The organism is Demequina sp. TMPB413, assembly GCF_020447105.2.
Taxonomy (GTDB): Bacteria; Actinomycetota; Actinomycetes; order Actinomycetales; family Demequinaceae; genus Demequina.
Genome location: NZ_CP096184.1, coordinates 1114583 through 1128943, shown reverse-complemented (window position 1 = coordinate 1128943; position 14361 = coordinate 1114583). Strand labels below are relative to the sequence as shown.

Sequence of the window (14361 nt, the reverse complement as noted above, 5' to 3'; positions counted from 1 at the left end):
AAACCCTAGGTTGGAGAACATGCGAAACGCCAAGATTGTCTGCACCATCGGCCCAGCGACCTCGTCGCTGGAGAACATGCGCAAGCTGGTGGATGCGGGAATGGACGTCGCCCGCATCAACCGTTCACACGGTAGTGAAGAAGAGCACCAGGCCGTTTACAACAACGTCCGCCAGGCCGCAGAAGAGGCTGGCCGGAACGTCGCGGTGTTGGTCGACCTGCAGGGGCCGAAGATCCGCCTCGAGAAGTTCGCCGACGGACCTCACGAACTCGCCGTTGGTGACGTGTTCACCATCACGACTCGTGACGTCGTGGGAACCAAGGATATCTGCGGGACCACTTTCAAGGGCCTGCCAGCCGACTGCAACGTGGGCGACGCCCTGCTGATCGACGATGGCAAGGTACGCCTTGAGGTCATCGAAGTGAGCGACACCGACGTCGTGACCAAGGTGGTCGTGCCTGGTGCCGTATCGAACAACAAGGGAATCAACCTTCCTGGTGTGGCAGTGTCAGTGCCGGCGCTCTCGGAGAAGGACGAGTCAGACCTTCGCTGGGGCCTTCACTTGGGCGCAGACTTCATCGCGTTGTCGTTCGTACGCTCCGCCAAGGACTACGAGGACGTCGCGCGCATCATGGCGGAAGAGGGGATCACCCTCCCCGTCATCGCCAAGGTGGAGAAGCCGCAGGCCGTCGCGAACCTCGAAGAGATCGTTGACGCTTTCGATGGCGTAATGGTGGCGCGCGGAGACCTTGGTGTTGAGCTGCCGCTCGAAGAGGTGCCGCTCGTGCAGAAGCTCGCGATCGAGATGTGCCGTTCGCAGGCCAAGCCCGTCATTGTCGCCACTCAGGTGCTCGAGTCCATGACGCACTCACCAGTGCCCACGCGTGCGGAGACCTCAGACTGCGCCAACGCCATCCTCGATGGTGCCGACGCTGTGATGCTTTCCGGCGAGACCTCAGTGGGTGACTTCCCGATCGTCACGGTCGAGACGATGGCCCGCATCATCCAGAACACGGAGCAGAAGGGTCGCCACCGCATTGCGCCGTACACGGCGACCCCGAAGACCCGTGGTGGCGCGATCACTCATGCAGCGTCGGAGATTGCCGAGAAGCTCGATGTGAAGTACATCGTGACGTTCACGCAGTCAGGAGACTCCGCGCAGCGCATGTCTCGCCTGCGTCCCGAGACGCCCATGATTGCGCTCACGCCAAACCCGAAGACGCAAAAGCGCCTCGCACTCTCGTGGGGCGTCAGGGCGGAACTGGTGGCGAAGGCCGACAACACGGATGAGATGGTCGTCAACGTCGATTCGCTGCTGAAGGAAACCGGCCGCGCGGTGGATGGCGACTACATCGTCGTCGTCTCAGGAACGCCCGTCGGCATCCCTGGCACCACCAACTCCATCTTCGTGCACAAGGTTGGCCAGGTGCGCAGCTAGCGCTCCCAGACGTTGAGGGCCCGTCGATTCACATCGGCGGGCCCTCTTCTCTTGGTGCGGGCGAGCGCGAGGCGTCCTAGAGTGGAGATGACGGGGCGAGACAAGCCAACCAATCGGCGCAACGAGGCGCCGGCGGGACCAGGGGAGTGGTAGCCATGACGCGCAATGCAGTCCAACTGATCACCTACGCCGACCGCCTTGCCGGTGATCTGCAGGGCCTCGGGAAGATCTTGGCGAGCGAACCGTGGGCTAGCGCGTTCGGCGGCGTGCACGTGTTGCCGTTCTTCACGCCCTTTGACGGCGCCGACGCTGGATTCGACCCTGTCGACCACGCCCAGGTCGATCCGCGGTTGGGTACCTGGGAGGATCTCGCGGCGCTTGGCAAGGATCGCGACGTGATGGTCGACCTGATCGTCAATCACGTGTCGAGCAACTCAGCAGCGTTTGCCGACTGGTGCGAGCGTGGCGGGGACTCGCCACACGATGGCATGTTCCTGACGATGTCAACGGTCTTCCCAAACGGAGCGAGGGAGGCGGAACTCACCAGAATCTACCGACCCCGGCCAGGGTTGCCCTTCACGCCCTATCGCGTCGGCGGGGAGCTCCGACTCGTGTGGACCACCTTCACGCCCCAGCAGATCGACATTGATATCGCTCACCCGGTGACGGAGCGCTACCTCGATACCATCCTTGACGCGGTCGCCGCCTCTGGAGCGAGCATCGTGCGCCTCGACGCGGTGGGTTACGCGGTCAAGACTCGCGGCACCTCGTCGTTTATGACGGAAGAGACGTTCGCCTTCATCGCCGACTTCACCGCGAAGGCGCGCGCCAAGGGACTTGAGGTGCTGGTGGAGGTGCATTCGTACTACCGCAGGCAAATCGAGATTGGCCGTGCCGTCGACAGGGTGTACGACTTTGCGTTGCCACCGCTGGTCCTTCACTCGCTGTACACCGGCAATGCGAAAGCCCTTCACGAGTGGCTTGAGGTGCGTCCCGACAACGCGGTGACCGTGCTGGATACCCACGACGGGATCGGGGTGATCGACGTGGGTGCTGACCAATCACAGCCAGACAGCCCCGGCTTGCTCCCGCCAGAGGCCATTGACGCCCTCGTGAGCACCATGCATGCGATGTCGGGCGGATCGAGCGCAGCGGCGACCGGCGCTGCTGCCTCGAATCTAGATCTTTACCAGGTGAACTGCACGTTCTATGACGCCCTGGGCGCCGATGACCATGCTTACCTCGCGGCGCGAGCGATTCAGTTCTTTGTCCCGGGAATCCCTCAGGTGTATTACGTGGGCGCGCTCGCTGGGCGGAACGACGTGGAACTGCTCGAACGCACGGGGATCGGCCGCGACATCAACCGTCACTACTACGCATGGGACGAGATCGCCGTCGACCTCCAGCGCCCCGTGGTGGCTGCCCTCATGGCGCTGTGCAAGTTCCGGAGCACCTTTCCCGTGTTCGATGGCGATCACGTCTTTGGCTTGTCAGATGACGCCAAGACGCTCACTTTGCATTGGAAAGACTGGCGAGACTGGGCAGAACTCACCGTCAACGTCGCCGACGCGTCGGTCAGTCTTGCATGGTCTCACCACGGGATCGAGGGGCGCACTGACGACCTCCTCACCGACCCGCCGATCTTGTCGTAGTCGAGCACCGTCGCCTTCGGAGATCAGTGCGACTCGCGCAGCGTTTCCCAGTCTCTGTCGCCGAGGTCAGGGACCACGCGATCGTAGGGTTCGGCGAACAGCGGCGACGAGATCAGGAAGTCGGCCGTTGCGATATTCGACGCCATCGGGATGTTCCACACGGCGCCGATGCGTAGCAAAGCCTTGACGTCGGGATCGTGAGGCTGTGCCTCGAGCGGGTCCCAGAAGAAGATGAGCGTGTCGATGGTGCCTTCCGCGATCTTCGCGCCAATCTGCTGGTCACCGCCGACCGGCCCTGAGAGGAAACGGTTGACGCGAAGCCCCAACTCGAACGTCAGCATTGTTCCCGTGGTGCCTGTCGCGTACAGATGGTGCTTGGCCAGCGTCTCCTTGTTGAACCCTGCCCACTCCAAGAGCGCAACCTTTTTGTTGTCGTGCGCGACGAGGGCAATGTGTCGCTTCGCTTCGTTGGTGCGCTTCGCGTTCTTATCAGCCATGCGGCCAGTATGGCGTGAGAATGGATGACTGCTTGGACTCCGGCGGGTCCTGCTGAGGGGGGATAGCTCATCCCTACGTCGTAGATGAGACGGCAATCGACTTCATCCGACGGGCGGTGTCGCCAGCGTCTGCCGGCTCATAGCGTGGAGCTGTCCCCATGAGGGAGGCACTACGAGGAGGAAACCATGATCGAGGCACAAGGGCTGACCAAGCGGTACGGCCCCACTACTGCAGTGGACCACATGTCCTTTACGGTCGAGCCCGGCCGTGTCACTGGCTTCTTGGGACCAAACGGTGCGGGGAAGTCAACGACGATGCGCATGATCGTGGGTCTCGACCGTCCCACGGACGGCTCGGTGACCGTCAATGGCAGCCGCTACGCGCAACACCGCGCCCCGCTCCAAGAGGTCGGCGTGCTTCTCGACGCCAAGGCGATCCACACGGGCCGTACCGCCCGCAACCACTTGCGGGCCATGGCGGCAACCCACGGCATCTCGATCAAGCGCGTCGACGAGGTCATCGACATGACGGGGCTGGGAACAGTCGCCAACAAGCGTGTCGGCGGCTTCTCGCTCGGCATGGGGCAGCGCCTCGGGATCGCCTCAGCACTGCTCGGCGACCCACAGACGCTCATTCTCGACGAGCCGGTCAACGGCCTCGACCCAGAGGGTGTCTTGTGGGTGCGCAATCTCACCAAGTACCTCGCAAGCCAGGGACGCACCGTGTTCCTGTCCTCCCACCTCATGAGTGAGATGGCACTGACTGCTGATCACCTCATCGTGGTAGGACGCGGCCACGTGCTTGCGGACGCCCCCGTAGCGGACGTTGTTGCGAGTGCTTCTGGTGCCAAGGTGCGCGTCCGTAGCCCGCGTGCCAACGAGCTCGAGGAGCTGCTCCGCAGGACGGGTGCCGGCGTTACCGTCAGCGAGCCAGGGCTGTTGGATATCACTGGTGCCACCGCCATCGAGGTGGGCGACGCCGCTGCGGCGGCAGGCCTGCCACTCCACGAACTCACGCCGGTCAGCAGTTCCCTCGAGGACGCCTACCTGCAACTCACCGCTGACGAGGTCGAGTACCACTCCACTCCCGTTGGCACCTCAACCGACAGCGGCGCGGCGCCGCAGAAGCAAGGAGCATCGCGATGACGACGACAGCCACCCAACCCGTCACCTTCCGACCGACAGTGGCCGTGAAGCCGCAGTCGCTCGGTCGCAGCGTACACGCCGAGTGGATCAAGTTCTGGACCGTTCGATCCACCGCATGGACCCTGGTCGCCACTGTGGCCGTCATGGTGGGAATCAGCATGCTCGCCGCCTGGGGTTCCAGCATCGACGCAGTCGATGCGGGTTCAGGGCCGATGAACACGGCGCAACTGCTCAGTGCTGGCTACCAGATGGCCCAGCTAGCGGTCGCTGTCCTGGGCGTATTGACCATCTCCGGTGAGTACTCGACAGGGATGATCCGGTCGACGCTCGCGGCTGTTCCGCAGCGCGTGCCTGTCCTCGCAGCCAAGGCGCTGGTGCTCAGCACCGTCGTCGCAGGCATTTCGCTTGTCTCCATGGCGCTGTCCTACGTCGCGACGATGCCGTGGCACGACCAGCTCGACGCGCGTTTCGACCTCACTGACCCAGAGACGCTCCGCATGACGGTAGGCCTACCGCTGTACCTGATGGCTATCGCGGGATTCGCCTTCGTCATCGGTGCTCTAGTGCGCCACAGTGCTGCGGCGCTCACTGCTGTGATTGCACTGCTGTTGGTCATCGAGAACGTCCTCATGATGATTCCCGTGCGGGCCATCGAGCTGATCAGCCCCTTCCTTCCCTCAAGCGCCGGTCGCAGGATCCTTTTCGACTCGGAGACCCTCGAAGCGACCAATGCCATGACTGAAGGCGCACATCTCTCACCGTGGGCAGGCTATGCGGTGCTCGTGACCTGGGTGCTCGTGCTCGGTGCCCTTGCGGCGATCACGCTGCGCCGCCGGGACGCCTAACGGCGCGCGTGCAACGCACATGGGAGAGTGACACTGTGACTGAGACCGGGCCCTTCACCGAGCTAAACTCTCGGCGCTTGGGCCCGGTCCGTCGCTTCTTCGTGACCCGGCCGCGAGCGATGGACGCTGTGGTGGTCGGCGTCGTGTTGCTTCTCGCGGGAACGACGGACGCGGGCGCTGGGTCCTCGCGGCCCGTCATCGTGGGCCTTGCGTTCGCCGTTGCGGCGGCCCTCGCGCTTGTATGGCGCCGTTCCCGACCACTCCCTGTAGCGAGCGTCGTCGTTGGTCTCGGCATCGCGTCCTTGGCCGTTACGGGATCGCTAGGGGGGCTCGAGATCGCACTGGGTTTCGCCCTCTATGCGGTGGTGACGTCACGGCGCGTCGTGATCGCGTGGCTGGCGGCCTCCCTTGCCTGCGCGGCCCTCGTGGCAGCCGTGTGGGTATGGGAGGACCCGAGCCCCGACGTGATGGTGCGAGGAGACGACGGGACCTATATGGTCACGGACGACCGCGTCGGCACCACTGCTCAGATTCTCATTTTCGCTCTCGCGGCCATGGCGATTGGCAATAGCGTCCGCAGCCGCCGCGAACACCTCGCTGACCTCATGGAGCGGGCGAATGCTCTTGCTCGCGACAGGGATCGGCAGGCACAACTTGCTCGTGCGGCGGAACGCAGCCGCATCGCGCGCGAAATGCACGACGTCGTGGCGCACAGCCTGTCCGTCATGATTACTCTCGCCGACGGCGCCGCCGCGACACTCGAACGAACTCCCGACAGGAGCCGCACGGCCTTGACCGAACTGACCTCTACGGGGCGCGCGGCGCTACGAGACATGCGTCGCGTGCTTGGAGCGCTTTCGGACGACGATGCGCCGCTCGAGCCGACGGGCCAAGGGCAGGATCTCACCAGCCTCATCGAACGGTTTCGCACAGCCGGCTTGACGGTGCGTGCGGAAGGGATTGGCCTCGAGCCACCTGCGGACACCGGCCTGCGTCTCGCGCTGTATCGCGTCGTTCAAGAGTCGCTCACCAACGTGCTCCGGCATGCTCCAGGCACTGCATGGGTTGACGTACAGCTGAACCATCTCGCTGACGGTTGGGAAGTGACGGTCATCGACCAGGGCGGAGTGATGCCCGGCCCTGAATCCGATGGCGCGGGTCTTGGACTCGTGGGCATGCGTGAGCGAGTCGAGCTCTTCGGGGGGACGGTTGAGGCGGGACCGCTGGACAGCGGATGGCGAGTACACGTGAAGATTCCGCATAGGGAGGCACCATCATGACGGTCTCGATTCGCGTGCTCTTGGTTGACGATCAGCCGCTCATGCGGATGGGTTTCGCCATGGTGCTCGATGCTCAAGAGGATCTCGAAGTGGTGGGCGAGGCGAGCGATGGCGCTACGGCGCTGACACAGGTCAAGGCGCTCGAGCCGGACGTCGTGCTGATGGACGTACGTATGCCTGGCATGAACGGGATCGACGCGACGAAGCGTATCGTCGCCGAGTTTCCGCAGGTGAGGGTGCTGGTCCTCACGACCTTCGACCTGGACGAGTACGCCTTCGCAGCATTGCGGGGAGGCGCCAGCGGGTTCCTTCTCAAGGACACGGAACCGGCAACGCTCGTCGCGGCGATTCGCACTGTCGCCGCTGGTGATGCGGTCGTGGCCCCGCGGGTGACCAAGCGGATGCTTGAGATGTTTGCTCCGTTACTGCCCGCACATGGCGGTGCTGACGCGGTGACAGGTGACACGCGCTTGGCAAGCCTCACGCCGCGCGAACTGGAGATGCTGGGTGCGGTTGCGCGCGGGCTCTCCAATGGGGAGATTGCCGAGGAATTCTTCCTCTCTGAGGCCACCGTCAAGACGCACGTCGGAAACATCTTGGCCAAGCTTGAGGTCCGCGACCGGGTGCAGGCCGTCATTGTGGCGTACGAGTCAGGCCTCTTGGAACATTAGGTGCGGTCGGGAAGCCAGACCCACCCGTCGTTGCGCACGAGGCCCAACACGCGCCGTCTGTGTTCTTCGAAACCCGCTAGAGCGTCGGCGAACTCTTCGTCGGTGACGGTGGGAATCCCCGCGGTCCTAAGCCGATCAAGTGACGGCGCAGGGGGAGTGGCCGCAGCCTTGGGGATGAAGGAGACATCGAGGGTCTGGAGAAAGGTCGACACGCTGGACCGGGCGGCTCTCAAGCTTGGCTCCGACGGCCTGGCGCTTGGATCCACACCAAGGCTCATCAGCATCAAGGCGTCATCTAGCACCGCGATCGCTACGGCGGGAGACTTGTCTGGCCGGGCCGCGTGGTAGTACTGCAGCACGGGGTAGGACAAGTACTTTTCTGTCAGAGCCGTGAGTTGCGTGCTCAAGCTCGACAAGTTCAGGTCAAGCGAGCGCAAGTCGTTGCCGTCCCATCCGCTCAATGCCACCTCGGCGCCCTCATGGCCCACTCCGTGCACAGCACTGGCGAAGGCTCGCTTCTGAGTGGCAGCAGAGACCACAGAAAGCAAGTAGGTCACGGCCATCGTCACGAGGAACATGCCTGTCGCCGTCGGGAGGATGGAGATGACCTGCCACGCCCCTTCGCGTGGGAGGAAGTCACCGTTGCCCATCGTGAAGATCGCATAGCCTGCGTACCACATCCGACCGGTCCAGCCGGGAGCGTCGACGTCGCCGGCACCAACGAGGGAGTTCGGGTCAGAGGCGTAAACCAGAACCCATCCGGCCCACAGGGCCGTCAGCCAACCGACGACGGTGCCGATGAGTATCACAGGGCCACAAGCGCTGAGCGCTCCGTGGCGTCGCCTCAGGAGACGTAACGCGGCATGCCACGCGAAGCTGCTTGTCCTTGAGGTGACGGGGCCCGCCGCCCTATCAACCCAGAGTGTCGTCCACAAGGCGTCCACGATGGCGACGACGATGAGGACGACACCGCCAAGAAGCATGAGGTCCATCACACCTGTTTAGCACGGCGTTCTGGCAGATGCGCCGTCAGCGTCGGCTATGTGCTTGCACGCTTCCGGGCGAGGTATAAGTGCCGCATACACCGCCGCTGGAGACAACCGTCGGCGACGCTGCTGTAGTCCTTGCGTTGCCCGTGGAGCGAGCGAATGCTAGACAGGCAAGATGCGTTCGTCACGAGACGTCATCGAGGATCACCTGCACTGCCGGAAGGTCGGTGATCTCGAAGGCGACCTCGACCGCAACTATGCGGACGACGTCGTCCTCCTGACCTGGGGAGAAGGCGTGCAACGAGGCAAGGATGCCGTTCGACGCACTGCGGCCGTCCTCAACTCCTACCTCCCAGAGGGCAACTATCAGTACCACCAGGTCCTAGTGGAGGACGTCTATGGAATGCTGCAGTGGACCGGGAGAAGTCGGAGCATGCAGGTTCACGACGGGGCCGACTCATACGTCGTTCAGCACGGCGTCATCGTTGCCCAGACGATCCACTACTCCGCGCACCCCACGGAGGACTAGCGGCGGTGCACGCCTGACGGGTGCTTGTCACTTGACGAGTGCCCCGAGTGGGATTCGAACCCACACTGGTACGGGTTTGAGCCGTATGCCTCTGCCGGTTGGGCTATCGGGGCGCGGCCACTAGGCTAGCGCGTGTGAACGAGAGTACAGAACAATCTGGAGCGCGTGCCGCTCAACGCCGCGCCATCGTCGCCGAAGACGAAGCCCTCATCCGCATGGATATCGTCGAGACGCTCCGCGAAGGCGGCTATGACGTCGTCGGCGAGGCCTCGAACGGCGAGGAGTGCGTGAAGCTTGCCAGGGAACTCAAGCCCGACGTGGTCGTGACGGATGTGAAGATGCCGATCATGGACGGCATCAGCGCCGCAGAAATCATCGCCAAAGAGCGACTCGCTCCCGTGGTGCTGCTGACCGCGTTCTCGCAGACGGAGTTGGTCGAGCGTGCCAGGGATGCAGGTGCCATGGCTTACGTCGTGAAGCCCTTCACTCCGGCAGACTTGCTTCCTGCGGTAGAGATCGCGGCGTCGCGCTTTGTCGAGATTAGAGCTCTCGAGAACGAGATCGCGGACATCACCGAGCGCATGGAGACGCGCAAGCGCGTCGAGCGCGCCAAGGGACTCCTCATGGAGAAGATGCAGCTGAATGAACCAGAGGCGTTCCGGTGGATCCAGAAGACGTCCATGGACCGTCGCTTGACGATGCGTGAGGTGGCCGAGGCCGTCATTGAGCAGATGGACGCCAAGTAGCACTCCCTCATTGGCCCTGGTAGCGGTCCTCCTCTAGCACAGGAGACCCGTGACTAAGGTCACGAAATCGTGACCCTCGCGACCCATGGCCGTAATTTGCCGCAGGTACGGTGAAGTCAACTACCTGCGAGGATCGTCCTCGTGGTGGCCCCGGCGGGCTGTGCCCGCCGTACCTGTATGGAGGGAAAAACATGGCTCGATGGAACACCATCGCACGTGGCGCCGCATTCGCGGCTGTCGCGTCCCTTGCCCTGGCGGCATGCTCGTCTAGCGGTGACGATGACTCGACCGGCCCCACTGCAAGCGGCGACGGCGGCGGCACCAGCTCTGACGGACTCAAGATCGGTTCGCTCCTGCCCTTGACTGGCTCGCTGGCCTTCCTCGGCCCGCCTGAGGTTGCTGGCGTCGAGCTCGCAGCCAAGGAGATTAACGACGCTGGGGGCATCTTTGACTCCAACGTGGAGATCATTCACCAGGACTCGTCCGACACCGACAACCCGCAGATCGCTGCGCAGTCGGTCTCGGCGCTCATCGCGGATGAGGTAGCGGCCATCGTTGGCGCCGCCTCGTCGTCGGTGTCGCTCAACGTCGTCGATGACATCGCGAATGCCGGGATCGTCCAGATCTCTCCCGCGAACACGTCGACCGCGCTGTCCGGCTACTCGCCGTTCTACTTCCGCACCGCGCCGCCGGACACGGTTCAGGGCTCCGCGCTCGGAAACCTCATCGTCAACGACGGCATCCAGAAGCTCGGCGTGCTCGTCTTCGCCGACGACTACGGCACGTCCCTGCGCGACGTCGTCCAGGGCGTCGTCGAGGAAAACGGCGGCGAGATCACCTACGGCAAGGCTGGCGACGAGTTCCAGACGGATGCCTCCAACTTCGAGTCGATCGTTCAGGACGTCATCGCGACCCAGCCTGACGGCATCCTTGTGATCGCCTTCGACCAGACCAAGAACATCATTCCCGCGCTGGTGGGTGCTGGTTACCCGGCCGACAAGCTGTACTTCACCGACGGCAACACGGCCGACTACTCCGCCGACTTTGAGGCGGGCGTCATGACCGGTGCCAAGGGGACGATCCCTGGTGCGAACCCATCCGATGACTTCAAGGCTCTTCTTGACGACGTCAACGGCGGCAAGCTGGACTCCTACGCCTACGGTGCAGAGTCGTATGACGCGACGATGCTCGTTGCTTTGGCGGCTCTCAAGGGAGAAGGCACTGACGGCCAGACAGTGGCCGACAACCTCGCGGCGGTCTCCGGCGCGAACGGTGGCACCGAGTGCACCGGCTGGGTTGAGTGCTCCGAGCTGATCCTTGCTGGCGAGGACATCATCTACCAGGCAGTGGCAGGCGTTGGCCCGTTCAACGAGGACAACGACCCAGCAAGCGCCTACGTGGGTGTGTATGTGTTCGATGACGCCAACGTCCCGCAGTGGACCGAGGCGGTGTACGGCGAGGTCTAGGCCTCCCGTCACGACAGCGAAGGGCCCCGGCTTCGGCCGGGGCCCTTTCGCATGCGCGCGCACTCTAGTCCCGGCCTCCAGCCAAGGCCTCCAGCCAAGGCCTCCAAGCCCCGGCCTCGAGCTCCAAGCGCCTCGCAAATGGCTTGATCTGTACCGCCTAGCGGCTCGATCCGCCGCCAGTGGCTCAATCCGTACCAACTTCAGCGTCCACCGCCCCACATGGCTCGATTTGTACCGCCTAGCGGGCCGATCCGCCGCCAGTGGCTCAATCCGTACCGGTGGCGTTCGCTAACGAATGCCTCAAGGGAGGCGCAATGCGGTCTGTCCGTCGCCCGCGTGGCGTGGCGAGAACTGGTCGCTCAACCCGCACTGGTACGGATCGAGCCACTACTGACGGTGTGGCCGGCATGGCGGTACGAAATGAACCACTACCGACGGTGTGAGCCGTGTGGCGGTACAAAACGAACCACTAAGGACGGTGTGGCCCCCGTAGCGGTACGAATCAAGCCATTTGCGGGGGTGGGGCGGTTGTGGTGCCAGTGCGCGCCGGTTCCTTGGCCTAGGCGCCGAGCGTGCCGAGGTACAGCTCGATCACCTTGGGATCCTTCAGCAACTCCTGACCGGTGGCCGTGTACGCAGACGTGCCTTGGTCGAGCACGTAGCCCCTGTCACAGATCTGCAGACAGCGCCTCGCGTTCTGCTCCACCATGATCACGGTGACCCCGGTGCGATTGATCTCGCGCGTACGGACAAAGGTTTCGTCCTGTCTTACGGGCGACAGGCCCGCCGACGGTTCGTCCAGGAGCAGTACCTGTGGATCCATCATCAGCGCGCGAGCCATCGCCACCATCTGTCGCTCGCCGCCAGAGAGCGAGCCGGCGCGTTGGCTGCGACGCTCGCCCAGGGTGGGGAAGAGGTCAACGATGCGATCGAACTGCTCGGAGAACTTGTGGTGTGCCTGGTACGCGCCCATCTCGAGGTTCTCCTTGATGGTGAGCGAAGGGAACACGTTGTTGTTCTGTGGCACGAAGCCGACGCCGAGGTGGACGAGTTCGTCTGCACGCTTGTTCGTGATGTCCTCACCGGCAAGAGTCACGGAGCCCTCGCGAATGGGAACCAAGCCAAAGAGTGCCTTGAGGAAGGTGGACTTCCCGGCACCGTTGGGCCCGATGATGCCAATCAGTTCGCCTTGCTTGACGGTCATGGAACACCCGTTGAGGATGTCGACGCCTGGAAGGTAGCCGGCGATCACATCCGTGGCCTCGAGGATGGTAGGGGCGTCACTCATGAGCTGGACTCCTCGGACAGGTCGGTGTCGTGGTGTACCCCGAGGTAGGCCTCCTGGACCTCGGCGTTCTGCATCACGGTGTCTGGGGGGCCCTCGGCAATGATGCGCCCCTCCGCCATCACCACCACCCAGTCGGAGATGCGCCGCACCATGTGCATGTCATGCTCGACGAACAGTACGGAGACGCCCTCGTTCTTGAGCTGGACGATGTGATCGAGAAGCGACTCGGTCAGCGCCGGGTTCACGCCTGCCATCGGTTCGTCGAGCATGACCATCTCTGGCTCCGACATGAGGGCGCGGGCCATTTCGAGAAGCTTTCGTTGCCCACCGGAGAGAGAACCGGCGAAGTCGTCCTTCTTCTCATACAAAGAGAAGCGGTGGAGAAGCTCGTGTGCCTTCTCGGTGATGTCGGCTTCGCGTTGGCGCCACAGCGAGGGGATGAACGCGGCAAAGATGTTCTCGCCTCGCTGACCTGCAGCGCCGAGCCGCATGTTCTCGATGACCGTCATCCGGTTGAGCGCCTTCGTGAGTTGGAAGGTGCGGACCTTGCCGGCGCGTGCCACCTTGGCTGGCGAGACGCCCTTCATGGACGTGCCGTTGAAGAGCCACTCACCGCGTTGAGGCTTGTCGAATCCGGTGAGGAGGTTGAAGAAGGTCGACTTTCCAGCACCGTTAGGACCAATGAGCGCGGTGATCGCGTGACGCTGGACTTCAAAGTGCTCGACATCGACGGCGACGAGACCGCCGAAGCGCCGCTTCACGCGGTCGGCAATGATGATCGGGTCCGCTTTCGCAGCGCCCGGCTCGTGAGGGGTGTTCGCGAACGGATTCGTGTCAGTCATTGAAGGCCAACTCCCTCTTGTCGCCGAGCACTCCTTGTGGTCTGAAGATCACGAGACACATGAGAGTGACTCCTACGAGCACCAACGAGAAGGGCTCGAGTTGTTGCTGGTTGAGCACAGTGTCGGGGATCCACATGGCAGCAAGTCCCTTGACCAAGACGAGCGCGCACCAGAAGAGGATCGAGCCGAGCACCGGACCGAAGATTGTCGCAGCTCCTCCCAGGAGCAGGAGGGTCCACACCCAGAAGGTGGTTGGCCTTCCCATCGAGTCTGGCTGCACTGAAGCGCCAAGAGACCAAATCACGCCAGCGAGAGCTCCAACGCCGCCGCCGATCACGAGCGCCTGCATCTTGTATGAGTAGACGTTCTTGCCAAGCGAGCGCACCGCGTCCTCGTCTTCCCGGATGCCCTTCAGCACCCGGCCCCAAGGGGAGCGCGACAAGCGCCAGAAGATGGCGATGAAGATGGCAACGACGACCCAGGCGACGATGACAAGCCACCAACTCGTGGAACGCGTGCCGTGCAGAGCGAACGGTCCGACGTCGACCATGCTGTCGGGGAACGGCGACAGGTCTTCGAACGGGCCCTTGAACTCATTGCCGCGGATTCCGGTCGAGGCGCCCGTCAGCGAGTTGAGGTTTTGCGAGCGGCCGAGGTAGCGAACCATTTCGGCGGCCGCAATGGTCACGATTGCTAGATAGTCGCCTCGCAGTTTGAGCGTCGGCCATCCGAGCAGAAGCCCGAAAACCATCGCGACCGCGATCGCCACGATGACGGCAAGCCACAACGGGCCGCCTTCCCTAATCGTGATGGCGAAGCCGTACATTCCCAGCAACATGAAGCCTGCTTGGCCCATGTTCAGGAGGCCAGTCAGGCCAAAGTGAAAGTTAAGGCCGACCGCCGCGAGGGCGAAGGCGGCGGTGGTGGGCGTGAACGCCTCGCGCACCACGTCAATGAGAAGGTCACCCATGG

Annotated in this window: 14 protein-coding genes and 1 tRNA gene; 9 read left to right on the top strand and 6 right to left on the bottom strand. The window is 63.4% G+C overall.

Translation table 11 applies throughout. From position 1 onward, the window contains the following. Positions 1-19: 19 nt before the first annotated feature. Positions 20-1438 (top strand): pyruvate kinase, encoded by a 1419-nt coding sequence (gene pyk, locus LGT36_RS05440; protein ID WP_226095734.1) that lies wholly within the window; start codon positions 20-22, stop codon positions 1436-1438. Positions 1439-1593: 155 nt separating this feature from the next. Then, positions 1594-3090, top strand: coding sequence for a sucrose phosphorylase (gene gtfA / locus LGT36_RS05435; protein WP_226264481.1), 1497 nt, complete (start codon positions 1594-1596; stop codon positions 3088-3090). A gap of 23 nt (positions 3091-3113) precedes the next feature. Here the strand turns inward: gtfA and LGT36_RS05430 are convergent, their stop codons facing one another. Continuing rightward, positions 3114-3587, bottom strand: a complete 474-nt coding sequence (locus LGT36_RS05430; RefSeq protein WP_226095507.1) for a methylglyoxal synthase — start codon at positions 3585-3587, stop codon at positions 3114-3116. Positions 3588-3773: 186 nt separating this feature from the next. Between LGT36_RS05430 and LGT36_RS05425 the strand changes: the two genes are divergently transcribed. The 4 genes from LGT36_RS05425 to LGT36_RS05410 are packed head-to-tail and all read left to right on the top strand — an operon-like array spanning position 3774 to position 7529. Further along, entirely contained in the window at positions 3774-4733 is a 960-nt protein-coding gene (locus LGT36_RS05425; protein ID WP_226095506.1) for an ABC transporter ATP-binding protein, read from the top strand. Beyond that, positions 4730-5578, top strand: coding sequence for an ABC transporter permease subunit (locus LGT36_RS05420; protein ID WP_226095505.1), 849 nt, complete (start codon positions 4730-4732; stop codon positions 5576-5578). Before LGT36_RS05425 ends, LGT36_RS05420 begins: the two co-directional genes overlap by 4 nt. Positions 5579-5613: 35 nt before the next feature. After that, on the top strand, positions 5614-6858 hold the full coding sequence (locus LGT36_RS05415; protein WP_226095504.1) for a sensor histidine kinase: 1245 nt from the start codon (positions 5614-5616) through the stop codon (positions 6856-6858). Continuing rightward, positions 6855-7529 carry a response regulator transcription factor gene (locus LGT36_RS05410; RefSeq protein ID WP_226095503.1) on the top strand — a complete coding sequence of 225 codons (675 nt, stop codon included), beginning with the start codon at positions 6855-6857 and terminating at the stop codon, positions 7527-7529. Before LGT36_RS05415 ends, LGT36_RS05410 begins: the two co-directional genes overlap by 4 nt. Here LGT36_RS05410 and LGT36_RS05405 read toward each other — a convergent pair. Next, a complete protein-coding gene (locus LGT36_RS05405) occupies positions 7526-8521 on the bottom strand; it encodes an ion channel (protein WP_226095502.1) in 996 nt (331 codons plus the stop codon). The two genes, LGT36_RS05410 and LGT36_RS05405, sit on opposite strands and share 4 nt — an antisense overlap. Before the next feature lie 172 nt (positions 8522-8693). On the opposite strand from LGT36_RS05405, the gene LGT36_RS05400 reads away from it, so the two are divergent. Then, a complete protein-coding gene (locus tag LGT36_RS05400; RefSeq protein ID WP_226095501.1) occupies positions 8694-9047 on the top strand; it encodes a nuclear transport factor 2 family protein in 354 nt (117 codons plus the stop codon). Positions 9048-9086: 39 nt separating this feature from the next. On the opposite strand, the gene LGT36_RS05395 is transcribed toward LGT36_RS05400, so the two are convergent. Beyond that, positions 9087-9160, bottom strand: a tRNA-Leu gene (locus LGT36_RS05395). 21 nt (positions 9161-9181) lie between these two features. Between LGT36_RS05395 and LGT36_RS05390 the strand changes: the two genes are divergently transcribed. After that, on the top strand, positions 9182-9793 hold the full coding sequence (locus LGT36_RS05390; RefSeq protein WP_226095500.1) for an ANTAR domain-containing response regulator: 612 nt from the start codon (positions 9182-9184) through the stop codon (positions 9791-9793). A 191-nt stretch (positions 9794-9984) separates the two neighbouring features. Further along, positions 9985-11259 (top strand): ABC transporter substrate-binding protein, encoded by a 1275-nt coding sequence (locus tag LGT36_RS05385; protein WP_226095499.1) that lies wholly within the window; start codon positions 9985-9987, stop codon positions 11257-11259. 559 nt (positions 11260-11818) lie between these two features. Here the strand turns inward: LGT36_RS05385 and LGT36_RS05380 are convergent. The 3 genes from LGT36_RS05380 to LGT36_RS05370 are packed head-to-tail and all read right to left on the bottom strand — an operon-like array spanning position 11819 to position 14359. Continuing rightward, complete coding sequence (locus LGT36_RS05380; protein ID WP_226264480.1) at positions 11819-12547, bottom strand: ABC transporter ATP-binding protein; 729 nt, start codon at positions 12545-12547, stop codon at positions 11819-11821. After that, entirely contained in the window at positions 12544-13389 is an 846-nt protein-coding gene (locus LGT36_RS05375) for an ABC transporter ATP-binding protein (protein ID WP_226094827.1), read from the bottom strand. The genes LGT36_RS05380 and LGT36_RS05375 overlap by 4 nt, the downstream gene beginning before the upstream one ends. Beyond that, positions 13382-14359 (bottom strand): branched-chain amino acid ABC transporter permease, encoded by a 978-nt coding sequence (locus tag LGT36_RS05370; RefSeq protein WP_226094828.1) that lies wholly within the window; start codon positions 14357-14359, stop codon positions 13382-13384. The genes LGT36_RS05375 and LGT36_RS05370 overlap by 8 nt, the downstream gene beginning before the upstream one ends. Positions 14360-14361: the final 2 nt, after the last annotated feature.

Bases quoted from the DNA above. Each gene is read 5' to 3' on its own strand.
- LGT36_RS05380 (WP_226264480.1), bottom strand. From the start codon at position 12,547: ATGAGTGACGCCCCTACCATCCTCGAGGCCACGGATGTGATCGCCGGC.
- LGT36_RS05375 (WP_226094827.1), bottom strand. From the start codon at position 13,389: ATGACTGACACGAATCCGTTCGCGAACACCCCTCACGAGCCGGGCGCT.
- LGT36_RS05400 (WP_226095501.1), top strand. From the start codon at position 8,694: ATGCGTTCGTCACGAGACGTCATCGAGGATCACCTGCACTGCCGGAAG.
- gtfA (WP_226264481.1), top strand. From the start codon at position 1,594: ATGACGCGCAATGCAGTCCAACTGATCACCTACGCCGACCGCCTTGCC.
- LGT36_RS05420 (WP_226095505.1), top strand. From the start codon at position 4,730: ATGACGACGACAGCCACCCAACCCGTCACCTTCCGACCGACAGTGGCC.
- LGT36_RS05405 (WP_226095502.1), bottom strand. From the start codon at position 8,521: ATGGACCTCATGCTTCTTGGCGGTGTCGTCCTCATCGTCGTCGCCATC.
- LGT36_RS05385 (WP_226095499.1), top strand. From the start codon at position 9,985: ATGGCTCGATGGAACACCATCGCACGTGGCGCCGCATTCGCGGCTGTC.
- LGT36_RS05425 (WP_226095506.1), top strand. From the start codon at position 3,774: ATGATCGAGGCACAAGGGCTGACCAAGCGGTACGGCCCCACTACTGCA.
- LGT36_RS05370 (WP_226094828.1), bottom strand. From the start codon at position 14,359: ATGGGTGACCTTCTCATTGACGTGGTGCGCGAGGCGTTCACGCCCACC.
- pyk (WP_226095734.1), top strand. From the start codon at position 20: ATGCGAAACGCCAAGATTGTCTGCACCATCGGCCCAGCGACCTCGTCG.
- LGT36_RS05410 (WP_226095503.1), top strand. From the start codon at position 6,855: ATGACGGTCTCGATTCGCGTGCTCTTGGTTGACGATCAGCCGCTCATG.
- LGT36_RS05430 (WP_226095507.1), bottom strand. From the start codon at position 3,587: ATGGCTGATAAGAACGCGAAGCGCACCAACGAAGCGAAGCGACACATT.